This is a genomic window from Kitasatospora sp. NPDC087861 (genome assembly GCF_044742585.1).
In the GTDB taxonomy this organism is placed as follows: Bacteria; Actinomycetota; Actinomycetes; order Streptomycetales; family Streptomycetaceae; genus Kitasatospora.
This window is the reverse complement of record NZ_JBIUUS010000017.1, coordinates 87,742-109,085: the sequence shown is the minus strand read 5'-3', so window position 1 is coordinate 109,085 and position 21,344 is coordinate 87,742. Positions and strand designations below refer to the sequence as shown.

Genomic DNA, 21,344 nt, shown 5'->3' with positions numbered 1-21,344 from the left:
GCATACCGGACGGTACGACCGTGGACAGGTCGAGGTGTGATGGCTAAGGGCGGGCCGGCGGGATCGGACGGGCCTCGGCCGTCGGGTCGAGGGCCCTGGCGTCGCCGGAGTCGTGGGTGCCGGGGTCAGCGTTCCGCGCCGGTGCCGCGCTGGGCCGCCTCGACGGTGTGGTGCAGGTCGGCGGTGGCCTCCAGGGTGGCGGCGGTGCTCAGGGCCAGGCAGGCGGCCAGCGCGATCGCGGCCGGGCGCAGCCGGGCGCCGGTGGTGGCCGGGCGGGGCTGGAGCAGGGCGGCGACCCGGCGCGGGACCGGCCCGGAGTGGGCGGCGGGGACCAGCCGGGGCCGGGTCGGCCAGGGGGAGTGGCTGGCGGCCAGGGCGGCCCGGCCGACCGCGCGGGCGGTCACCGCGCGGTCGCCGACCCGGGCGGCCGCCACCTCGTCGGCCCAGCGCTCCAGGTGGTACCCGAGGGGCGCGCGCAGCCGCCGCAGCGCCGGGTGGAGGTCGGCGGCATGCTCGGCAAGGGCGAGGAAGACGTGGTGGCGGGCGGTCAGGTGGGCCCGTTCGTGGGCGATCAGGGCGGCCCGCTCGGGCCCGGTGAGGGCGCGCAGCATGCCGGAGGTGACCACGATCCGGCCGGGTTCGCCGGGGCGGCCGGGTCGGCGCAGCCGCCCGGGCAGGGCGAAGGCGTCGGCGCGCTCGTCGTCGAGGACGGCGAGCGGGTGCTCGCCCGGCTGGAGCAGGGCGTGGGCGCAGGCCAGGACGGCCTGCGGGGTGCGCGCCCGGCGCATGGTGGCGTGCCGGGGGCGCGTGTCCGGATGCCGGTCGTCGGCCGCCGCCGGGCAGGCCGGGAGGGCGGCCCGGGCCGCGCGCAGCTCCAGCCGGTGGCGGCGGGCGGTGCGGACGGCCTGGGCGGTCAGCGCGGCGAGCACCAGGCCGGCCGCGGCGGCCGCCGGCGGCGCGCTGGGTGCGGCGGCGGTGAGCCAGGGCAGCGACAGGTGGCCGATGGCGGCGACCGGCGGCAGCTGGAGCAGCCCGGCGGTGGCGAGCAGGCCGAGCGAGCAGAGGGTGCCGACGGCCAGGACGGCGGCCGTCCCGGCGAGCATCCAGGCGGCGGCCCGGGGCGGCAGGGCGTCGGCGAGGCGGCGGGCCAGCGGGGCGGCCAGGAACGGCAGCAGCAGCGGGGCCCAGACGGCGATCATCACGATCCGGCCGCCCCGGGGGTTCCGTCGCCGAGGCTGGGGGCGCTGTGGCCGAAGCCGGGAATGCCGTCGCCGAGGCCTGGGGCGCCGTCGCCGTCACCGAGCCCTGAGGTGCCGTCGCCGAGGCCTGGGGCGCCGTCGCCGAGCAGGTCGCGCAGCAGCTGCTCGTCCTCGGCGGAGAGGTCGGAGACGAAGCGGGCGAGCACGGTGGAGCGGTCGGCCTCGCGGCCGAGCTCGGTGTGCATCCGGCGGGCGGCGAGGCCCGCGGTGTCCTGGACGGTCGGGGTGTAGGCGTAGGCGCGGCCGGCCCGGGTGCGTTCCACGGTGCCCTTGTCGTGCAGCCGGGCGAGGATCGTGGCGATGGTGGTGCGGGCGAGGTCTCCGCCGAGCGCCGTCTGGACGTCCTGCGGGGTCATCGGCTGCCGGGCCGACCAGAGCGCGGCCAGCACCTCGGCCTCCAGCTCCCCGGCGGGCCGGCGGGCGGACGGTACGTCGGACATGGCGGCGCTTCCTCCAGGTTTCGTCTACAGTCATGTAGACCGTCTACGTCACTGTAGACGGTCAGGGTGGGTTTCGCTGCGATCCGCCCTCCAACGTACGGGAGGTCCGCCAGCCTTGCTTCAGTTCCTCGCCGATCCGGCCGCTCACCTCGCGGTGAACCCGCTGGACGCGTCCTCGTTGCTCGCCGCCTTCGGCGCGCTCGGCATCGCCGTCGTGCTCTTCGCCGAGACCGGTCTGCTGGTGGGCTTCTTCCTGCCCGGCGACTCGCTGCTGTTCACCGCCGGCCTGCTCTGCGTGCCCGGCGCCACCAAGGGCCCGCAGCTGGAGCTCTACCAGGTGCTGCCCGCCGCCCTGGTCGGCGCGCTGGCCGGCGCCCAGGTCGGCTATCTGATCGGCAAGCGCGGCGGCCGCGCGCTGCTGCGCCGCACCAAGCGCAGGAGCCTGCTGGAGGGCGTCGAGCGGGCCGAGGAGCTGCTCGGCAAGTACGGCCACGGCAAGGCGATCGTGCTCGCCCGGTTCATCCCGGTGGTCCGAACGGTGCTGAACCCGCTCTGCGGCGTGCTCGAAGTGCCGGCCCGCTCGTTCACCTTCTGGCAGGTGACCGGCGGTGCGATCTGGACCGTCGGCGTGGTGCTCGCCGGGTACGGGCTCGGATCGTCGATCCCGAGCATCGACAAATATCTGCTCCCGATCATCGGTCTGGTAGTAGTTGTCTCCGTGCTCCCCATTGTTCTCGAACTGTTCCGCGCCCGTAAGGCGCGCCGTCACGGAGGTGACGCGTGATGTCCTCTCGGGCTCTGGCCGTGTACGACGGCAGCGGCATCGACGGCTCCCTCTACACCCGGGTGAACGGGTGGGCTCAGGACGCCCCGCACTGGCTGGACGAGCTGATCAAGGTCTGGTCGGCGATCGGCCTCGGCCTGTTCGCGGTCTTCATGCTCTACGCCTGGTGGCGGGCGCGCGGCGCCGACTCGGTGGTGATGGCCCGGGTGCTCGCCTCGCCGGTGATCGTGGTCGTCGCGTACGGCGTCAACTCGGTCCTCAAGGGCATGGTCGAGGAGGTCCGGCCGTGCGCCCAGATCCCCGGCAGCGTCTCGCTGGAGACCTGCCCGGGTGTCGGCGACTGGTCCTTCCCCAGCAACCACACCGTGATCGCCTTCGCCGCCGCCACCGCGCTCTGGTTCGCCGACCGGCGGCTCGGCTGGATCGCCGGGATCTTCGCGGTGCTGATGGGCGCCTCCCGGGTCTGGGTCGGCGTGCACTACCCGCACGACGTGGCCGTCGGCGCGCTGGTCGGCCTCCTGGTCGCGCTGGTGCTGGCGCCGCTCGTCGGGCGCTGCGGACCTCTGGTGGACCGGATGCGGGCGGGCGCGCTGCGCCCGCTGCTCGGCCCGGGGACGCTGCCGGTCGTCGCCCGCGGCCACGCCTCGTACGAGACCCGACGGCACTGATTCCGTAGCCTGCCCGTAGCCCGTCCGACCCTTGTCTGGCCGGGGTGGCGGGTAGAGCATGTGAGCCGGGCGTGGGGCCCCTTCGCGGGGAACCCGCCCGGCTCAGTCGTGCCGGGGCGCGGGAGCGCCGGGCGTGCCAGCGGAGGGAGTGCCAATGCCGTACCGACTCGACATCACGCAGGGGGACTGGCCGGGCGAGTCGCCGCACAAGGGCGTCGAGGGCCTGCTCTCGGAGGCCATGGTGCTCACCCTCGCCACCGCCGGCCACGAGCACGGCCCGCACGCCAACCTGGCCTTCTTCGCGTACGACGACGACCTCGTTCTCTACTTCGTCAGCGAGCGCTCCACCCGGCACAGCCACCACCTCGCCGAGGAGGCCCGGGCCGCCGCCACCGTCTTCCTGCCGCCGCCGGTCTTCGGCGAGCAGCTGCGCGGCCTGCAGCTGACCGGCGGCGCGAGCGAGGCCTGGGGGCGGCAGGCCGAGGCGGCGCTGGCTGCCTACCAGGGGCGGTACCCGTCCTTCGCGCAGGACGAGGAGGTCCGGCGGCAGTTCCTCACCGGGGGCGGGGCGGCGGCGCTGTACCGGTTCCAGGTGGAGGAGCTGACGGCGGTGGACGAGCCGAACTTCGGGCGGCGCAACTACCTGCGGGCGCGGGTGCTGCGGTGACGGCCCGGTGGCGGGGTCTCTGATCGGGTTGCCCGGCCGGGTTACCGGGCTGGGTCGTCTGGCCGGGCTGTCTGTCCGGGTTATCCGGCCAGGTTGTCTGTACAACTTTTCAGGTGATTCATCTGCGGGACGTCACCCGGACGCCCCTCGGACACCTGGCCGCATCAGCCTGGCCGCATGAGAGTCATCGTCGTAGGAGCAGGCGTGCTCGGCACCATGCACGCCTGGCAGGCCGTCGAACGCGGCCACGAGGTCGTCCACCTGGAGCGCGAGACCGAGGCGCGCGGCGCCTCGGTGCGCAACTTCGGCCTGGTCTGGGTCAGCGGCCGCGCGCAGGGCGAGGAACTGGACACCGCGCTGCGCGCCCGCGAACTGTGGGAGGGCATCGGCGCACGCGTCCCCGACCTCGGCTTCCGCGCCAACGGGTCGCTCACCGCGATCCGTACCGAGGCCGAACTCGCCGTCGCCGAACAGGCGCTCACGCTGCCGGACGCCGCCGCCCGCGGCTACCGGCTGCTCGACGCCGACCAGGCCAGGGCCGCCAACCCGGCCCTGCGCGGCAAGCTGCTCGGCGCCCTGTCGTGCGACCGCGACGCCGCCGTCGAACCCCGCACCGCCCAGCCCGCGCTGCGCGCCGCCCTGCAGGCCACCGGCCGCTACACCTTCCTGCCCGGCCGCGAGGTCCGCGACGTGATCGGCGAGAACGCCGTCCGCGACGACCACGGCGACGTCCACACCGGCGACCTGGTCATCCTCTGCACCGGCGCCTGGCTCGGCGGCCTCGTCCGCGAACTCGCCCCCGCCCTGCCCGTCCGCCGGGTCCGGCTGCAGATGATGCAGACCGACCCGCTCGGCGAGACCCTCACCACCTCCGTCGCCGACGGCGACAGCTTCCGCTACTACCCCGCCTTCGCGGGCAGCGCCCTGGACCGCCTGCGCGAGACCCAGCCGCAGCCGGACGTCGCCGCCGAGCACAAGATGCAGCTGCTCATGGTCCAGCGCCGTGACGGCGGCCTCACCATCGGCGACACCCACGAGTACGACCAGCCGTTCGGCTTCGACGTCGTCGAGGACCCGTACGACCACCTGGTCGGCGTCGCCGAGGAACTGCTCGGCCGCCCGCTGCCGCGCGTGCGCCGCCGCTGGGCCGGGGTGTACGCCCAGTGCGTCGACACCACCCGGGTCGTCCACCGCGAACGCGTCCGCGACGGCGTCTGGCTGGTCACCGGCCCCGGCGGCCGCGGTATGACCTGCTCCCCGGCCATCGCCGAGACCACCGCTGAACTCGCAAATCTGTAAGGGTAGTTGACATGTCTCCTGATATCCGCCTGGTCGTCCTCGACATGGCCGGCACCACCGTGGCCGACGACGGTCTCGTCGAGCAGGCCTTCGGCGCCGCCGCCGCCACGCTCGGCGTCGAGGCCGGCAGCCCCGCCTACGAGCCCATGCTGGCGCACGTGCGCGCCACCATGGGCGAGTCCAAGATCTCCGTCTTCCGGCACCTGTTCGGCGAGGAGGAGAAGGCCCAGCAGGCCAACACCGCCTTCGAGGCCGCCTACCACGACCTCGTCGACGCCGGCCACTGCGCCGCCCTGCCCGGCGCCGCCGAGGCCATCGCCGAACTCCGCGGCCAGGGCCGGAAGGTCGTCCTCACCACCGGCTTCTCCCGGGCCACCCAGGACCGCATCCTCACCGCGCTCGGCTGGCAGTCCATCGCCGACCTCACCCTCTGCCCCGCCGAGGCCGGCCGCGGCCGCCCGTACCCGGACCTCGCGCTCACCGCGCTGCTGCGCACCGGGGTTGACTCGGTGCGGCAGATCGCGGTCGCCGGGGACACCGGCTACGACATGCTGACCGGTGTGCGGGCGGGCGCGTCGGTCGTCGCCGGCGTCCTCACCGGCGCCCACGACGAGGCCCGCCTGCGCGCCGACGGGGCGACCCACGTGCTCGGCTCGGTGGCGGAACTGCCGGGCCTGCTGGGCTGACCGGCCGCCGTCGGAGCAGGAAGTTGGCCCGGCCGACTTCCTGCTCCCGGTTCACCGGTTCCCGTGCGGGCTCAGCGCGATGCCGCGCAGCTGGTCGATGGTGAGCGGGGGTTTGGGGCCGATCAGGCCGTGGGGCGGGTCAGGCCGAGGGGCCGGCCGGAATGCCGCTGCGCCTCCGGGTCGCTTCGCGGCCCAGCCAGCCCACGGCGAGCATCAGCGCGGCGTTCAGGCCGACGGCGATCGCGAGATCCCGGGGCAGGCGGAGGTCCTCCGGGCGGTGCGCCGCCGCCCGGCCCGCGGGGTCGTAGCGGACGGTCACCCGGTCGCCGACGGCGAGCGCGTGCAGGTTCAGGACCAGCTCGCCGAGCGCTGTGCTGTCCTCGCCCGCCACCTCGTATGTCGAACTCGGATGCTTGCCCTCGGGGTGGTCCCGTTCCGCTGTGACCCGGGCGGTGGTGTCCACGCCGGACAGCCCCAGGACCACGTCGTCCCGGGCGAGGGACACCGCCGCGGTGGTGGCCCCGCCCAGGACGACGGCGAAGAACGCCACGAAGCAGCCGAACAGCCGCCCGGTCAGCCGGACCATGCCCACCGTCCACCCGGCCACCAGCACCAGGCCGAGCGCCGCGGCCGCCAACCCGTTGAGGTAGGTGCCCGCGAGCACCAGCCCGCACGTCCCCACCGGCACGGCCAGCACCAGCGCGGCCGTCCCTCGGTACTTCCTGAGCCAGGCCATGGTGCCCCCCCGTCGTACGTGCGATCGGGGGGAACGCTACGCCGCGCTCGTGAGTGTCTTCCGGCGGGGTGTCACCGTCGGCGGCGCCGGATGACGGCTGTGACGGCGCGGGTGATGGGGACCGGGCCGAGGCAGACGAATCAGGAGGAAGAGGATATTCGCCGCGCAGCGGACGGAGGTAGTAGCGGCCGCCGATGACGTCCATGAGGACGCCGGTACGTCTGGTCCTGCGATCGTGGAGGACGTCGCCAAGGCGGGGGGTGGCGGGGTTCGGTGCGCTCATCGACCGTCGTCACCGCCTGTCCAGGGGGGTGATCTCGTGCAGGCGGCGCAGGCGGAGGACGCCCTGGTAGGAGAGCGTGGCCAAGTCGCCCCGCACCTCGACGACTCCTGCCGGGCTTCTCGGCGTGGCTGGGGCTTGAGAACGCTGCCGCGCATGTCCGGACGTACGAGTCGGAGTATGTGCCGGGATTGCTCCAAACGGAGTCGTACATGCGGGAGTTGCTGCGGCATACGCGTCGGCCGCAGGAGGAGATCGATCGGCAAGTCGAGATCCGGCTCAAGCGGCAGGCGATCCTGACGCGGGAGGTTGATCCGGCCCGCCTGAACGTCGTCGTCAACGAGGCCGTGCTGCGCCGCGTGTTGGGAGGCCCGGAGCTGATGCGAGAACAGCTGAAACACCTGGCGGGCTTGGCCACGGCCGCCAACATCAAGTTGCAGGTGGTTCCCTTCCGCAGTGGATTCCACCCCGCGATGACGGACTCGTTCACGATGCTGAGCTTCGAGGACGCGAAGGTCGGCCCGATCGTGCATATTGAGGCGCTCGGTTCCGCGACGGTGATAGATGATCGTGAGCGCGTTCGAGGCTACGAGGACACGTGGGCCGATCTGATCGGCACGGCGGCCGGCCACGACCGATCGATCAGCATGCTCAAGGAAGCAGCCAGTCCAGTCACAGCAGCGAGCAGGGCGGCAACTGCGTGAAGGCGCTGCGGCTGTCCTCGGGGGTCGCGATCCGCGACTCGAAGGACGAGAGCGGCCCGAACCTCCAGTTCACTACGGAGGCCTGGCAGGGCCTCGTCGCGAGCATCAAGGCCGGCGAGCTCAGCTAGTTCGGAGCGTGGGCGGCCTCGGCCCGGCCGGGGCCGCCCACGAATGATGAAGCCTCAGTCGGGCGGCAGTGGGACCTCTCCGCGGTCGAGGAAGAGGAAGGCGTGGACCTTCTCCAGGTACGCGTACATCTCCTCGTCGGTCTCGAAATCGATCCACGTGGTCTCGCAGAACTCGCCCCGCGTCATGTTCCGCTCCGTGAGCATCCGCTCGAATCGCTGCTGGACGTCCCCGCACCAACCAGATCCCCGGATCGTGCACTTGAGACGGGCCAGATAGCCGTGGGCCATTTCGATGTTGAGGTACTGCTCGAAGAATCCTGCCAGCCGGCGGTCCATCATTGTCCTCACGGATGCTTCCCTTGTACGGGGTTGGCGTGGCGCCCGGGAGGACCTACGGGGCGGTGTCGGCGCTCTTGCCGCTCGAAACCGACATCGACCCGGGCATCAGCGAGGCTGAGGCGATCAACCATCGACTGCACAGCGTCGGAACTCACTTGATGTCGTGACCTTTCGCGCGAAGATGGGATTTGATCGCGTCGACCAGAACATCGAGATTCGAGAGGTCGTCGGCGATCGGAGCGGGCGAACCTCGATCCCGTAACTCTTCCCACGGACGTCGAGGCGCTGTGCTCGCGTAGTTCGGAGCGGTTGGGCGGCCCCGACGGGTCCGGAACCGCCCTCCGGTGCGGGAGCCTCAATCGGGCGGGATCGGGACTTCCTCGGCGTCGAGGAAGAGGTAGGCGTGGACCTTCGTCAGGTAGACGTACATGTCGTCGTCGGTCTCGAACTCGATGAATGTGAAGTCGCAGAACCTGCCTGCAGTGGTGGACCGTTCCGTGAGAAGTTGTTCGAAGATCTCCTTCAGTCGCTCACGCCAGGCAGGGCTTGAGACCGCGATAGTCCGTTTGAGGCTCGCTACATAGCCCGCGGTCTCGATGTTGAGATAGGACTCGAAGAATCCTGCCAGATATGGGTCCACGGATTCCTCAGTCGGGGGGGAGAGGGAAATCACCTTGGTCGAGGAAAAGGTAGGCGTGGAGCTTCTCCAGATACTCGTACATCTCCTCGTCGGTATCGAAATCGATCCAGGTGTTCTCGCAGTATTCGCCCCGGGTCATGTTCCGTTCGGCGAGCATTCGTCCGAACCTCTGCTGCACGTCGTCGCACCAGCTCGCTGACCGGATGGTTCCTTTGAGACTGGCCAGCGTGCTGTAGGCGACTTCGACGCTGAGGTACATGCGCATGAATCCGGCGAGATCGGGGTCCATAGGTTTCCTTACGGGTGCTTTCCGCGCGCGGGGTTGGCGTACGACGTCACCAGATCGTAGTGGCCGTTCGCGTCTTGTCTGTAGATGGCGACAACCTCCCCGCCTTCGAAATCGACCGGCAGATACTGGCTTGGATTCTGCGGGTCCTTGTAGAATCCGGTGAAGTGCTTGTGCCCGTCCGGGCCCAGGATGTCCTCGATGGGCACTGGATCCCTGGGCGGGCCGCCGTGCTCCCGGATGTACTTGCGCATGTATTTGTCGACCGTGACCATGTCCGCCGGATCTTCGTAACGGGTCGCGTAGGGTCCGCACTTGTGGACGCCGCCGTGTTCGCCGTCCGCCGTGGTGCCGGTCAAGGGGTCGATGTGGTCCCGTGACTTCACGTGGCCGGCGTTCACCGAGGTCGGGCCGTACACCCTGGGGGTGCCGTCCTGATTGAAGATCGTGGTGCCCAGCCTGGTCTGCAGGGCGGTGTCGTCGGGTCTGACGTGGCGGCCCGGGGCGTGGCCCTCGCCGCTGAGGTCGGCGATCCGCTTCGCGGTGTCGACGCCCTTGCCGCTCGGGCCGGTTGCGCCGCCGACGGCCCCCAGGACGAGGTCGAGGGGCATGACCGGGCCGGTCTGGAAGGTGGCGTCGTAGCCGTAGGTGAGGCCCGCGCCGGTGACCATGCGGCCGGGGAGGGTGTCGGCGGCGCCGGCGAGTTTGCCGGCGGCGGCGAGGGCGACGGAGGCGTTGTCGGAGACCTCCGCGGCGGTGGCGACGACGCGGCCGCCGGCGCCGAGGGCGGAGCCGGCGCCGCCCATGATGCCGCCGGTCTCGGCGGAGTCGACGGCCTCGGTGAGGCTGAACCCGCCGTCGCCGAAGGACATCCGGACCGGCTGGGCGACGGCGATGTCCACGGTGATGGCCTCGACGGCGCCGAAGGCGGCGCCGACCAGCACGGTGGCGGCGATGGTGGCGATGGTTTCGGAGACGGCGACGCCGAGGCCTGCGGCGGTGGCGATGATGCCCGCGGCGGCGGTGCCGGCGGCGGCTTCGGAGATGCCGGCGGTGAAGAAGGCGAGGGCGGTGCCGGCGACCAGGGTGGCGCCGACGATCGCGGCCTCCTCCTTCAGCTTCTTGAGCGCCTTGTCGACCTCGTCGGCGAAGGCCCGCAGGGCTTTGGCGAGGGCGCGACAGACGGCGGCGGCGTCGGGGAGCCAGCCCTTGCCCTGGCCCGCGCTGTCCTTGCCGCCGTAGTAGTTGCCCCAGAACTTGCCGAAGGCGTCGATGGCGGGGCCGTGGTTGTTGGCGACGATGGCGGCGGCGGCCTGGTTGGTGGGCGCGGTGACGTTGTCGATGGCGGTGGCCATCGTGTCCCAGGCGGCGGCGACCGTGCGGAGCTTGTCCGGGTCGGCGTCGGGCCACCACATGCCGGTGACCTTGCGGACGATCTTCTCCGCCGTGGATTCACCCATGCGCCGACTCCCTCCGTGCAGGGCGGCCGATCACGGCGTCAGGTTCTTCCGGACGTGGTTGTCGGCGTCGGTGTGGTTGTCGGCGTGGGCGTTCAGCCCGTCGTGGATGCTGGTGAGCCCCTTGACCAGGGTGTCGAGTGCGGAGAGCACGTGGTCGTGCGGGCCGTTGTAGGCCTGGGCGAACTCCTTGCCCTGCTTGTCGTCGCCCCACGGGCTGCCGGCGTCGGCGAGGCTGTGTTTGAGCTTGTCGAGGGCGTCCTTGAGCGCCTTGCTCTGAGTCTCGAAGGTCGGCGCGGCCGCCTTCAGGTCCCCCGGCCGGATCTTGAACTCCGGGCCGCCGGCTTTCGGTCCGTCATCCGCCATGGTGTCATCCCCCGTGCGTGACCGTCAGTGTGTCGGAAAGTGCGAGGGGTGAGACGGTGGGGCGGATGACGAGGTTTCAGCAAGCTGGTGTGAGCTGGGTCACGCATCAGAGGAAGAGGGTGAGGACGAACCAGGCGGAGCCGGTGGCGAGGACGGTGACGCCGGGCTTGACGGTGTTCTTGTCGGTGACGAGCCAGCAGGAGCAGGCCGTGACGGCGAGCACGTACAGCGCGAACAGTCCGGTGGTCAGCGGACTGCCGACGTACTGGCGGGCGAGCAGGTAGGCCAGCAGCCAGGGCGCGGTGACCGCGCTCCAGGCGAGTGCGGTACGGGCGGCGCCGAGGCGGCCGGCCCGTTCGCGGCCGGTGCGGGAGCGGGCGGCGAGGCGGTCCCGCAGCGGGCCGGCCGGGCGGCTGGAGAGGCCGAGGCAGGCCACGGCGAGGGCGGCGGCGAGCAGGACGGCCACGGCCCAGAAGAGGTCGGTGCCGAGGTCGAGCTGCTCGGGGCGCTTGGGCCGGGCGGTGCCGTCGGGGTCGAAGCGGACGGTGACCTGGTCGCCGACCCGCAGGGACTGGTCGCGCTGGTTGAGGCGGCCGCCGGGCACGGGGGAGCCGTCGACGGACGCCAGGCTGTAGTCCCAGGAAGGGTCGCGCGTCCCGGCGGTGCGCTCCTTGTCGACGACGCGGGCGGTCACGGTGGGCCCGGAGCTCAGGACCAGGTCGGCGCGGACGTTGCTCGTCGCGGACGCCGCGACGAGGAGCGCGATCGGGACGAGCAGGGCCGCGAGGCAGCCGCGGGTCCCGCCGGCCAGTCGGCCGAGGCCTGTCGACAGGACGGCGGTGGCAAGCACCAGGACCGCGAGGCCGGCGGGCCAGCCGTAGGCGCCGTAGGCGGCGGTGAGGCCGACGATCGACAGCGGCGCGGCGATCGCCAGGGCGATCGTCAGCGGGATAGAGCCCCGGCGGGGTTCGGCCTTCGGCGGAGCCGAGTCGGTGGTGGCCGTCATCCGAAGGCCTTTCGGATGTTGTCCCACTGGTGGGGCGGCAGCGCGTCGGCGCTCTCGTTCCGGGGCGGGTGGAAGGCGATGCCGCGGAACGCGGTGGCCAGGAGCGGCAGCCACTCGTCCCAGTACTCGAGGTCCTCGGTGGTGAAGACGGCGGCGACCACGTGCGGGCTCCACGGGTGCGGGATCAGCAGTTCGAGCTGGCGCACCGTGTTGACGGTGGACTCGGGCACGCCGAACACCGCGCCGGGCACCGGGACGGACAGGTCGCGGGCGGCGAGGGCGGCGCGGCCGATCGGCAGTTCCACCACGCCGACGTCGGCGTCCGGCCAGGCCTCGGCCAGCTGTTCGGCGACCCGGGCGGGGTAGCTGCCGGGCGCGCCGAGGTCCTGCGGGCGGACGAAGACGGTGAGCATGCCGTGGATGGGCTCGTCGTCCTCGGCCCGGACCAGGCAGCTGGAGACGTGGACGGCGCCCTCGCGCAGTTGGGCCTGCAAGGCGGTCTCGGCGGCGATCACGGTGCTGAGCTTCTGCTCGGGCCGGGCGCCGGGGAAGGCCGCGTCCAGGCTCTCCGCCGTGCGGGCCATCCGGTCGCCGAGGTCCTCGTCCAGGTCGAGGGTGGTGAAGCCTGCGGGCAGGGTGAGCCAGAGCGGCGGAACCTCGGTGGTCTCAACGGCCATAGCCGGCCGCCCATCCGCCCATGCCGAGCAGGTTGCCGACGGTGGACACGGTGCCGATGACGGCGTTGGCCTTGCCGCCGCCGGTGCCGACGCCGACCGACCCGATGACGCTGTTGCCGCCGGTGGTGTAGTTGACGGCGCTGGTGAGGCCGTCGCTCGGGTTGTCCTGAGTGAGGGCGTACGCCGTCGGGGCGTTGAGCCCGACGGTGGTGACGGCCTGGACGCCATCGGAGACGTTCATCGCGGTGGCCTTGGAGACCCCGAGCGTGATGGCGGGCTTCTCGATCGCGGTGGTGAAGATCGGGTTGGCCGGGTCGACGGCGCGGGCGGCGGTCCGGACCTCGGTCGTTCCGGCGCTCACGGCTCCACGGACGCCCGCGCCGGCGGCGCTCGCCTCCCGGGCGGCGGTGAAGCCGGACTTGGCGACGCCCACCCCGGGGATCGCGCCGAGCACGTCGCCGCCCAGGGTCAGCCAGTTGCTGATGTTCTTCTGCGGCGGCAACAGCTTGCCCTCAAGGGCGTACTTGGTCGCGTGCGTACCCGCCGCGGCGGCGCTCAGCAGGATGGCCGGCAGCGCGAAGGCGGGGAAGAAGATCGCCGCGACGCCGCAGATGCCGGCCGCGACCGTCAGCATGTCCGCGCCGTGGTTCTTCAGCCAGTTGCCGACCTTGCTGAGCCAGCCGGGCTCCGGTGGGGCCTTGCTGTCGGCGGCCTTGCGGATGGCGTCGGCCGTCTTGCGGGCGTCCGCCTTGTGGCCTTCGGCGAGTTCGTGGGCCTGGCTCTGAAGGCCGGTGAGGTCGGCGGCGGCGCTGCTGACGAGTTTGGCGGCCGCGTCCAGATGGTTCTTCGCCTTGGTGTAGCGCTGTTCGGCGGCGGCGAGGCCGGCGTCGTCGGGGAAGGTCTGTCCGGCGAGTTTGAGGTCGGGGGCGGCGGCCGCGGCGGTGTGCGCCTGGTCGGCCTGCTCCTTCTGCTGCTTGGCGGCGACTGCGGCGCGGGCCAACTCGGCGGCCTTGGGCTGGTGTTCGGTCAGCGCCTTGTACCAGACGTCGAGGGCCTGGTAGGCGGCGGTGATCGAGTCGGCGGCGTCTTGCAGGTAGGTGGGGAGCTTGCCGAACTGGCCGGCGAAGGACTTGGCGGCCTCGCCGGTCCACTGGCCCTGGTTGGCGGAGAGCTGCGAGAGCGTGGTGTGGACGTCGGTCAGGTGCTGGCCGACCCGGCGCAGGCTCCCGCTGAGGCCGGTGACGGCGGCGGCGTCGCCGGGGGCCGGGTTGAAGCCGAGGCCGGACCAGTCGGGCGCGGGGTCGGTCACGACTGCCCCGCCGGGGTGAGGGCCTTGGTGATGCTCTGTTCGGTGCCGTCGTAGGTCTGCTGCACCTTCTCCAGCCCCTCGTCGAGCACCTTGACGCACTCCCGGACCTTCTTGAGCCCGTACTCCCACTTGCTCTGGAAGTGCCCGCAGGCCTCGTCGAGGAAGTCGTAGCCCAGTCCGCTGCGGCTCGCCTCCTTGAGCGCCTTGAGTCCTTGGTCGAGCTCGTCGCCGCAGCCTTTGAGATCCTTGGCCAGCTTGGCGAGGAACTCGGTGCTGACCGTGAAGTCGGCCACTTCTCCCCCGGTGTGTCGATGGCGTGACCGGCCGAGCATAGCCGCAGTCGGTACGCAGGCGATCCGTTCTGACGGCGGCTTTCCGCCATGCTGACGGGTTCTGTACGGGGCGGGCGGCGGCCGCCGGACGGGCAGCCGCCCCGGGGGTCAGCGGCGCCAGAAGCCGCGCTTCTTCGGGGTGACGAGCTTCGCCACGGCGGCGACGAAGAGCTCGGCGACGGGGGAGGGCCCCTGGCCGTGGTTGAGGTGGCCCTCGGCGGACCACTCGCCGAGGACGGTGCCGGGGCTGCCGTCGAGCGGGCTGAGCGCGTGCTCCAGGGTCACGTAGCGGACGTCCTTGGTGCCCTTGGGATGCACGGCGGCGACGAAGTGGGCCTCGGTGGCGCCGACCGGGGTGGGGAGGACGACCAGCAGCAGCGGGTGGCCGTCGGCCTCCAGGTGGCGGCAGTCGAGGCCGTGGCTGGGCAGGCGGTCCTCGGGCGACAGGGTCCGGCCGAGGTCGTCCCAGATGCCGGTGAGGACGGGCAGGAGGCTGCCGCCGCCGTCCGGGACGGTCAGCCGCAGGCCGAATTCGAGGATCTGGCGGGGGAGTTCGCGGTGGACGAAGCGGTAGTGGTGGGGGCGGGGATCCGTCATGGGGCCACGGTAGCGAACCGGTCGGAGCGGGCAGTCGGCCCACCCGACTTCCCGCTCCGAAAGGGGAGTTGACCAGCATGTTCGGGACGGACGGGCCGTCAGGACGTCAGTGGCTGCTCCTGAGGTTGAGGACGACCACCCCGACGATCACCAGGGCGATCCCCAGCCACTGGAGGCGGCCCAGCGACTCGCCGAAGGCGATCACGCCGATCCCGGCCACCGCGGCCGTCCCGGCCCCCGACCAGACGGCGTAGGCGACCGAGACCGGTATGTGCTTGAGCGCGCGCCCCAGCAGGGCGAAGGACAGCACGTAGCCGACGGCCACCCCCACGCTCGGCCAGAGGCGGGTGAAGCCCTCGGTGAGCTTGAGGCAACTGGTGGCGCAGACCTCGCTCAGGATGGCGAGGGAGAGCAGGAGATAGGGCATGTCAGCGTCAAACGGTCGGAGCGGCGCCGAGCTTCCCCAGCAGGGCGAGGTCGGCCTGTTCCAGGCTGGCGAGCAGGGTGATCCGGGCGCCGTCCGGCATCGGCGTCGCGGTGGACGGCACGGCCAGCACCGCGCAGCCGGCCGCGGTGGCGGAGGCGACCCCGGTCGGGGTGTCCTCGACGGCGACGCAGGTGACCGGGTCCAGCCCGAGGCGCTCGGCGGCGGCGAGGTACGGGTCCGGCGCGGGCTTGGTGCGCGCGGTGTCCTCGGCGGCGAGGGTGACGGCGAACCAGTCCCGGCCGATGGCGGAGAGGACCAGGTCGACCACCCGGCGCGGCGAGGCGGAGACCAGCGCGGTGGGCACCCGGGCGTCCCGCAGCGAGGCCAGCAGGGCGAGGGCGCCGGGGCGCGGCACCGTCTCGGCGGCGACCTTGCCGGCGAAGGACTCGCCGAGCCGGTCGGCGAGTTCGGCCTCGGAGAGGGTGGTGCCGCTGACCCGGTGCAGGTGGGCGGCGGTGTGCTCGACGGCCTGGCCGAGCACCTCGGGGGCGTCCCGGTCGGTGAGCGGGTGGTGGAGCTCGTCGGCGAGTTCGGCGGCGGTCTGCCACCACAGCTGCTCGGTGTCGACCAGGGTGCCGTCCATGTCGAACAGGACGGCGGCGGGCAGGGGGGTCTCAGGCATGGCGGTACCTTCGGTGGTTCATCAGGTGGAGATACGAGGGTTTCAGACGGCGCGCCGATCGGGCGCCGCCGCCTGGACGGGATGGTCAGGCACGGCGGTCAGGCGCCGAGCCGGGACGGGGCGGTCAGGCGCGGCGGTCCACCAGCACCGGGCGCTCCGGCAGCACGAGTTCGGCGCGCGCGCCGGCCGGCAGGGCGGCGGTGGCCTCGGTGGGCAGGTCGGCCTTGACCTCGGTACCGTCGTCGAGGCGGACGGTGAGCCGGGTGACGGCGCCCAGGAAGGACGCGGCGACCACCAGGGCCGGGCCGTTCTCGGCCGGCGTCAGGGTGACGTTCTCCGGGCGGACCAGCACCTGCAGCTCGCCGTCGGCCGGCAGCTCGCCGTCCACCGCGTGCCGGCGGCCGAGCACCTCGACGCCCTCCGACGTGCGGGTGCACGGGATGCGGCTCATGGTGCCGACGAACTCGGCGACGAAGGCGGTGGCCGGCCGGCCGTACAGCTCGGACGGCGCGGCGCACTGCTCCAGTCGGCCCGCGCGCAGCACCGCGACCCGGTCGGCCATCGACAGCGCCTCCTCCTGGTCGTGGGTGACGAACAGGGTGGTGATCCCCAGCTCCTGCTGGAGCCGGCGGATCTCCTCGCGCAGCTGGAGCCGGACCTTGGCGTCCAGCGCGGACAGCGGCTCGTCGAGCAGCAGCACGCGCGGCTGCAGGGCGAGCGCGCGGGCGAGCGCGATGCGCTGCTGCTGGCCGCCGGACATCTGGTGCGGGTAGTGCTCGGCGCGGTGCGGCAGGCCGACCAGTTCCAGCAGTTCCTGGGCGCGCTTGCGGCGCTCGGCCTTGCCGGCGCCGCGCATCCGCAGCCCGAAGGCGACGTTGTCCAGCGCGGTCAGGTGCGGGAAGAGGCTGTACGACTGGAACACCATGCCCGCGTCGCGCTTGTGCGCGGGGATCGCGGTGATGTCCTGGCCGTCGACCAGGACCTCGCCGGAGTCGTGCTGCTCGAAGCCGGCCAGGATCCGCAGCGCGGTGGTCTTGCCGCAGCCGGACGGGCCGAGCAGGGCGACGAGTTCGCCGGGGTGGACGGTCAGGTCCAGGCCGTCCAGGGCCGTGGTGGCGCCGAACGAGCGGCGGAGGGACCGGAACTCGACAGTGGCGCTGCCGGGGGCGAGCGCGACACCGGTGACGGGGGCGGTAACCGTGGTCATGGCTGGTAACTCCTGGAAAGCGTGGGGTGGTTCAGGACCGTGCGGCCTTGCGGCCCCGGCCGACGGCGGACATCAGCAGCAGGACGACCCAGACGATCAGCAGGCTGAGCATCGAGACGGCGACGGACATCTGGCCGTCGCTCTTGCCGTTGGAGTTGATCCACACCGAGAAGGGGGCGAAACCGAGGATGGAGGCGGTGGTGAACTCGCCGAGCACCAGGGCGACGGTGAGCACCGCCGCGTTCAGCAGCGCGCTGCGCAGGTTCGGCAGGACGACGGTGAACACCGCGCGCAGCCAGCCGGCGCCGCAGTTGCGGGCGGCCTCGACCAGGGTGGCGACGTCCACGCCGCGCAGCCCCGCGTCCAGCGCGCGGTAGGCGAACGGCAGCGCCATCAGCACGTAGGCGACGACCAGGACGATCGGGAACGTCGGGTCCTGGATGGCCACGATGGTCTGGAACAGCGGGGTGTCCTGCAGGTAGTCCGGGCCCCAGCGCAGCACACCGATGATGCCGGTGGTGAGCGCGACCACCGGGACGACCAGCGGCATCGAGCACATCACCTCGATCACCGGGCGCAGCCTGGGCGCACCGAGCCGGGCGGCGAGCATCGCCGGGACCAGCAGGAGCAGCAGCACCGCCACGGTGACGCCGGCCAGCTCCAGGCTCAGCACCAGGCTGTCCGTGAAGCCGGGCGCGTTCAGCAGGTCGGTGTAGGCGCGGAAGGTGGTGCCGCCCTTGTTGTCGTCGATGCTGAAGTACACCGACGAGGCCAGCGGCACCGCGAAGTAGACGCCGCAGAGCAGCAGGACGAGGCCGCGGCCGAGACGGATGCGGTTGATCAGGCGAGCCACTTGGCACTCCGGCGCTGAAGGGGCAGGTACACGGCCATCACCAGGCAGGCGACCACGATCATGTCGAGGCCGAGGGCGAGGGCGAGGTTGCCCTGGCCGACCAGGACGTTGCCGGACAGTGCGTCGCCGATCTGCATCGAGATCAGCGGCACCGAACTGCCCACCATGGCCTCGGCGGTGGCGTACGCGGCGAAGGAGGCGCCGAACAGCAGCACGAAGCCGCCGAGCAGCGAGGGCACCAGCACCGGCAGCGCCACGTGCCGCCAGTACTGCACGACGGTGGCGCCGTTGTTGTACGCGGCCTCGCGCCACTGGGTGCGCAGGCCCTCCAGGGCCGGGGTGACGGTGATGACCATCAGCGGGACCAGGAAGTACAGGTAGACCACCGAGAGGCCGGAGAAGGTGTAGAGGCTCCAGCCGTGGGAGGTCAGGCCGAACCGCTTGGTGACCTCACCGGCGTTGCCGAGGGTGGCGACGAACATGAAGGCGAGCGGCACACCGCCGAAGTTGGCGAGCACGCCGGAGGCGGACATCACCGCCTCGCGGAACATCCGGAACCGGGACGTCGCCACGGCCTGGGCCAGCGGCAGACCGACCACGGTGGCGATCAGCGCGGTCAGCAGCGAGAGCTTGACGCTGCCCCACAGGGCGGTCCAGTAGGCGCCCTGCAGCGAGTTGGTGAGGTTGTCGGTGGTGAAGGTGCCGCCGCCGTCGGGGGCGTCGGACGAGGTGGTGAAGGCGCCGATGGCGATTGCGACGGCGGGCAGGCCGAAGCCGACCAGGAAGAACAGCAGCAGGGGGAGGGCGGCCAGCCAGGCGCGGCCGCGGCCGGTCCGGGCCTGGCCGGGGCGGGGCGCCTTGGAGGCCTTGGAGGCCTTGGCGCCGGAGGTGGTGGTCGTGGGGGCGGTGGCGTTCGCGGCGGTGGCCGTGGTGGCGGTGGCGTTCGCGGCGGTGGCCGTGGTGGCCTTCGCGGCGTCGGCCGTGCTGGCGGGGGTTGCGGGGCCGGGGGCGCCCCCGCCGCTCTGGGCGGCGGAGGCGGGGGCCGGCACCGGGGTGGGAGCCGTGGTCATCGTCAGGTCAGCCCGCGATCGCCTTGGCCCAGTTCTCGGTCACGGTCTTCTTCGCCGCGTCCGTCTGCTCCTGGGTCGGGAAGGTGGTGAAGGGCTTCTCGACCGACGGGAGCTTGGCGGCCAGCGCGCTGTCCAGGGTGCCGGCCGTCTTCATGGCGTCGAACAGGGCCGGGGTGGCGTAGCCGCCCAGGAAGCCGTTCTGGCCCTCGGCGCTGTACAGGTACTCCTCCCACAGGCGGGCGGCGGCCGGGTGCGGCGCGTCCTTGTTGATCGCCTGGTTGTAGTACTGCGCGTAGGAGCCGTCCGAGGGGATGGACACCTGCCAGTCGATGCCCTTGTCCTTGAACTTGTCGGCGTAGCCGGCGTTCAGGTACGACCAGTCGATGCTGATCGGGGTCTCGCCCTTCTCGATGGTCGCCGGGGTGACCTCGACCGGGTTGAAGTTGCCGGCCTGCTTGACCTTGGCGAAGAAGTCGATGCCGGGCTGGATGTTGTCCAGCGAACCGCCGTTGGCGAGCGCGGCCGCGTAGACGGCACCGAACGCGGCGCCGGCCTTGGTCGGGTTGCCGTTCAGGGCGACCATGCCCTTGTACTCGGGCTTCAGCAGGTCGGCGAAGGTCTTCGGGCAGGCGGCCACCTTCTTGGCGTCGCAGGCGATCGACATGTAGCCGCCGTAGTCGTTGTAGCGCAGGCCGGCCGGGTCCTTCATGGTGTCCGGGATCTTGTCGAAGTCGACGACCTTGTACGGGGCCAGCAGGCCCTGCTTGGCGGCGCTGATGGCGAAGGCGGAGCCGAGGTCGAGGACGTCGGGGGCGCGGTCCTGGCCCTTGCGGGAGGTGACCGCGTTGATCTCGTCCTGGCTGGCGCCGTCCGGGTTCTCGTCCTCGATCTCGATGCCGTACTTCGCCTTGAAGTCGTCCATCAGCTTGCCGTAGTTCGCCCAGTCGCGCGGCAGCGTGATGACGTGCAGCTTGCCCTCCTTCTTGGCGGCGGCGACCAGGCCGTCCATCCCGCCGAAGTCGGCGACCGAGGTGGCGGTCTTGGCGTTCTTGCCGCCCGCGGCGTCGCCGGACTTCGCGGAGGAGGAGCCGGCGGAGCCGCAGGCGGTGAGGGACAGCGCGGCGGCGGTCAAGACCGCTGCGAAGGCGGCGGAACGGGCGCGGTGCACGGACACGGGTCAGTCTCCTGATCGGGTGTACTGCAAGGGGGTGAGCTGCGGGGGTTGTCTGATCGGGGGATCGTGCGAGTGGCCGTTCGGAGCCGTTCTGGTGTGCCCGGTGCCGTTCGGAGTGATCCGGAGCCGTTCGAGACCGTCCGAGTTGACTAGCCAACTTCGCTGACGGAGGTAAGTACGCCGGAGTCCGGTGACGGGAAGGTGAACGGACGGCCCAGAACCGGGGTCGGCTGCGGGAACGGTGGAATCAGGCCATCGGAGCGTGATCCGTTCGGTGCGATGCTTCAAAGGCGCAGCGGGATAAGGTCGGGCTGTCCGTGCCGGTACGGCTGCGTAGGACACCGCCCCAGGAGGGACATTGACTGACGTGGCACTTGAGCCCGAGCGCCCGGCGGCCGAGCGGCGCCCGGCGGCTCAGCAGCGCTCTGCGGCCCAGCAGCGTCCGGCCGCCGAGCAGCGCCCGGCGCCGGTCGTGGAAGGCGCCTCCGGTGCGCTCTACCGCAAGGTGGCCGCCGACCTGCGTGAGGCGATCACCACCGGTGCGTACGGCGAGGCCGGCCGGTTGCCCGCCGAGGGCGCGCTCGCCGAGCAGTACGGCGTCTCCCGCGGCACCGTCCGCCAGGCGCTCGCCGTCCTGCGCTCCGACGGCCTGGTCACCTCCCGCCGCGGCACCCGGCGTGTCGTGCTCGGGGGCGCCCGGGTGCAGAGCTTCTCCGAACTGCTCAGCTTCACGCACTGGGCGTACTCGATGGGCGAGGAGCCCGGCGGCATCCTGGACTCGCTGGTCCGCCGCCCGGCCGACGCCGCCGAACGCGAGCAGCTGCGGCTGGAGCCCGGCGCCGAGGTGTACGTGACCGTCCGGCTGCGGACCCTCTCCGGCGCGCCCGTGATGGTCGAGCGCACCGTCTACCCGCCGCGGGTCGGCGAGATCGTCGCCGAGCTGCCGCCCGACGTCGTCTCGCACACCGAGGTCCTGCGCGAGCACGGCATCCTGTTCACCGACGCCGACCACACCATCGACATCGTGGCCGCCAACGCGGAGGACGCCCGCCTGCTCGGTTGCCGCCGCGGCGGCCCGCTGCTGCGCGAGCGGCGGCGTACGACGGACCCGACCGGCACCCCGGTGGAGTGGTCCCAGGACCGCTACCTGCCCGGGACGGTGGCGTTCAGCATCCACAACTCGCTGGCCACGTCGGCGCTTTCGCGGCACGCGCGGGAACAGGACTGAACGGAGGCCCCGCCTGGGCGGGGCCTCCCGACTCGGCCCTAGC

At 72.2% G+C, this 21,344-nt stretch carries 26 protein-coding genes and 1 pseudogene; 8 read left to right on the top strand and 19 right to left on the bottom strand.

Annotated features, from left to right (window positions below; all coding sequences use genetic code 11):
- Positions 1–125: 125 nt before the first annotated feature.
- Both ACIOJE_RS23905 and ACIOJE_RS23900 read right to left on the bottom strand, forming a co-directional pair.
- Positions 126–1,199 (bottom strand): M56 family metallopeptidase, encoded by a 1,074-nt coding sequence (locus tag ACIOJE_RS23905; RefSeq protein WP_400778787.1) that lies wholly within the window; start codon positions 1,197–1,199, stop codon positions 126–128.
- 134 nt (positions 1,200–1,333) lie between these two features.
- Positions 1,334–1,699, bottom strand: a pseudogene (locus ACIOJE_RS23900) (BlaI/MecI/CopY family transcriptional regulator); the annotation flags it as partial.
- A 115-nt stretch (positions 1,700–1,814) separates the two neighbouring features.
- On the opposite strand from ACIOJE_RS23900, the gene ACIOJE_RS23895 reads away from it, so the two are divergent.
- The 5 genes from ACIOJE_RS23895 (at position 1,815) to ACIOJE_RS23875 (ending at position 5,803) form a co-directional block, all read left to right on the top strand.
- Positions 1,815–2,483, top strand: a complete 669-nt coding sequence (locus ACIOJE_RS23895; RefSeq protein ID WP_280678096.1) for a DedA family protein — start codon at positions 1,815–1,817, stop codon at positions 2,481–2,483.
- Positions 2,483–3,151, top strand: coding sequence for a phosphatase PAP2 family protein (locus ACIOJE_RS23890; RefSeq protein ID WP_280678098.1), 669 nt, complete (start codon positions 2,483–2,485; stop codon positions 3,149–3,151). The genes ACIOJE_RS23895 and ACIOJE_RS23890 overlap by 1 nt, the downstream gene beginning before the upstream one ends.
- Before the next feature lie 154 nt (positions 3,152–3,305).
- Positions 3,306–3,818, top strand: coding sequence for a pyridoxamine 5'-phosphate oxidase family protein (locus ACIOJE_RS23885; protein WP_280678100.1), 513 nt, complete (start codon positions 3,306–3,308; stop codon positions 3,816–3,818).
- 177 nt (positions 3,819–3,995) lie between these two features.
- On the top strand, positions 3,996–5,117 hold the full coding sequence (locus ACIOJE_RS23880) for a TIGR03364 family FAD-dependent oxidoreductase (RefSeq protein WP_400778657.1): 1,122 nt from the start codon (positions 3,996–3,998) through the stop codon (positions 5,115–5,117).
- An 11-nt stretch (positions 5,118–5,128) separates the two neighbouring features.
- Positions 5,129–5,803, top strand: coding sequence for a phosphonatase-like hydrolase (locus ACIOJE_RS23875; RefSeq protein WP_400778654.1), 675 nt, complete (start codon positions 5,129–5,131; stop codon positions 5,801–5,803).
- 139 nt (positions 5,804–5,942) lie between these two features.
- On the opposite strand, the gene ACIOJE_RS23870 is transcribed toward ACIOJE_RS23875, so the two are convergent.
- On the bottom strand, positions 5,943–6,539 hold the full coding sequence (locus tag ACIOJE_RS23870) for a hypothetical protein (RefSeq protein WP_400778651.1): 597 nt from the start codon (positions 6,537–6,539) through the stop codon (positions 5,943–5,945).
- A gap of 390 nt (positions 6,540–6,929) precedes the next feature.
- Here ACIOJE_RS23870 and ACIOJE_RS23865 point away from each other — a divergent pair, with 390 nt between their 5' ends.
- Positions 6,930–7,523 (top strand): DUF5753 domain-containing protein, encoded by a 594-nt coding sequence (locus ACIOJE_RS23865; protein WP_400778785.1) that lies wholly within the window; start codon positions 6,930–6,932, stop codon positions 7,521–7,523.
- Positions 7,520–7,651 (top strand): DUF397 domain-containing protein, encoded by a 132-nt coding sequence (locus ACIOJE_RS23860; protein WP_400778648.1) that lies wholly within the window; start codon positions 7,520–7,522, stop codon positions 7,649–7,651. Before ACIOJE_RS23865 ends, ACIOJE_RS23860 begins: the two co-directional genes overlap by 4 nt.
- Before the next feature lie 54 nt (positions 7,652–7,705).
- Here ACIOJE_RS23860 and ACIOJE_RS23855 read toward each other — a convergent pair whose 3' ends face one another.
- The 16 genes from ACIOJE_RS23855 to ACIOJE_RS23780 form a co-directional block, all read right to left on the bottom strand.
- Positions 7,706–7,999 carry a hypothetical protein gene (locus ACIOJE_RS23855; protein WP_400778647.1) on the bottom strand — a complete coding sequence of 98 codons (294 nt, stop codon included), beginning with the start codon at positions 7,997–7,999 and terminating at the stop codon, positions 7,706–7,708.
- A 346-nt stretch (positions 8,000–8,345) separates the two neighbouring features.
- Positions 8,346–8,630 carry a hypothetical protein gene (locus ACIOJE_RS23850; protein WP_400778644.1) on the bottom strand — a complete coding sequence of 95 codons (285 nt, stop codon included), beginning with the start codon at positions 8,628–8,630 and terminating at the stop codon, positions 8,346–8,348.
- Between the two features lie 7 nt (positions 8,631–8,637).
- Entirely contained in the window at positions 8,638–8,919 is a 282-nt protein-coding gene (locus ACIOJE_RS23845) for a hypothetical protein (RefSeq protein ID WP_400778641.1), read from the bottom strand.
- Positions 8,920–8,927: 8 nt separating this feature from the next.
- Positions 8,928–10,376, bottom strand: coding sequence for a hypothetical protein (locus ACIOJE_RS23840; RefSeq protein WP_400778638.1), 1,449 nt, complete (start codon positions 10,374–10,376; stop codon positions 8,928–8,930).
- Between the two features lie 30 nt (positions 10,377–10,406).
- Positions 10,407–10,739, bottom strand: coding sequence for a WXG100 family type VII secretion target (locus ACIOJE_RS23835; protein WP_280678115.1), 333 nt, complete (start codon positions 10,737–10,739; stop codon positions 10,407–10,409).
- Between the two features lie 106 nt (positions 10,740–10,845).
- Positions 10,846–11,745, bottom strand: coding sequence for a hypothetical protein (locus ACIOJE_RS23830; protein WP_400778635.1), 900 nt, complete (start codon positions 11,743–11,745; stop codon positions 10,846–10,848).
- A complete protein-coding gene (locus tag ACIOJE_RS23825; RefSeq protein ID WP_400778632.1) occupies positions 11,742–12,422 on the bottom strand; it encodes a hypothetical protein in 681 nt (226 codons plus the stop codon). The genes ACIOJE_RS23830 and ACIOJE_RS23825 overlap by 4 nt, the downstream gene beginning before the upstream one ends.
- Entirely contained in the window at positions 12,412–13,731 is a 1,320-nt protein-coding gene (locus ACIOJE_RS23820) for a putative T7SS-secreted protein (RefSeq protein ID WP_280678120.1), read from the bottom strand. The genes ACIOJE_RS23825 and ACIOJE_RS23820 overlap by 11 nt, the downstream gene beginning before the upstream one ends.
- Entirely contained in the window at positions 13,728–14,024 is a 297-nt protein-coding gene (locus ACIOJE_RS23815) for a hypothetical protein (RefSeq protein WP_280678122.1), read from the bottom strand. Before ACIOJE_RS23815 ends, ACIOJE_RS23820 begins: the two co-directional genes overlap by 4 nt.
- 147 nt (positions 14,025–14,171) lie before the next feature.
- Positions 14,172–14,660: a hypothetical protein gene (locus ACIOJE_RS23810; RefSeq protein WP_400778629.1), complete on the bottom strand. Its 489-nt coding sequence runs from the start codon at positions 14,658–14,660 to the stop codon at positions 14,172–14,174.
- 106 nt (positions 14,661–14,766) lie between these two features.
- Positions 14,767–15,087: a multidrug efflux SMR transporter gene (locus ACIOJE_RS23805; RefSeq protein WP_280678125.1), complete on the bottom strand. Its 321-nt coding sequence runs from the start codon at positions 15,085–15,087 to the stop codon at positions 14,767–14,769.
- A gap of 7 nt (positions 15,088–15,094) precedes the next feature.
- A complete protein-coding gene (locus ACIOJE_RS23800) occupies positions 15,095–15,769 on the bottom strand; it encodes an HAD family phosphatase (protein WP_280678127.1) in 675 nt (224 codons plus the stop codon).
- 124 nt (positions 15,770–15,893) lie between these two features.
- Positions 15,894–16,976: an ABC transporter ATP-binding protein gene (locus tag ACIOJE_RS23795; RefSeq protein ID WP_280678129.1), complete on the bottom strand. Its 1,083-nt coding sequence runs from the start codon at positions 16,974–16,976 to the stop codon at positions 15,894–15,896.
- 31 nt (positions 16,977–17,007) lie between these two features.
- Positions 17,008–17,817, bottom strand: a complete 810-nt coding sequence (locus ACIOJE_RS23790) for an ABC transporter permease (protein ID WP_280678333.1) — start codon at positions 17,815–17,817, stop codon at positions 17,008–17,010.
- Positions 17,817–18,899: an ABC transporter permease gene (locus ACIOJE_RS23785; RefSeq protein ID WP_400778624.1), complete on the bottom strand. Its 1,083-nt coding sequence runs from the start codon at positions 18,897–18,899 to the stop codon at positions 17,817–17,819. Before ACIOJE_RS23785 ends, ACIOJE_RS23790 begins: the two co-directional genes overlap by 1 nt.
- 7 nt (positions 18,900–18,906) lie before the next feature.
- Positions 18,907–20,073, bottom strand: a complete 1,167-nt coding sequence (locus tag ACIOJE_RS23780; protein ID WP_400778622.1) for an ABC transporter substrate-binding protein — start codon at positions 20,071–20,073, stop codon at positions 18,907–18,909.
- A gap of 367 nt (positions 20,074–20,440) precedes the next feature.
- Here ACIOJE_RS23780 and ACIOJE_RS23775 point away from each other — a divergent pair, with 367 nt between their 5' ends.
- Entirely contained in the window at positions 20,441–21,301 is an 861-nt protein-coding gene (locus ACIOJE_RS23775) for a GntR family transcriptional regulator (RefSeq protein WP_400778619.1), read from the top strand.
- Positions 21,302–21,344: the final 43 nt, after the last annotated feature.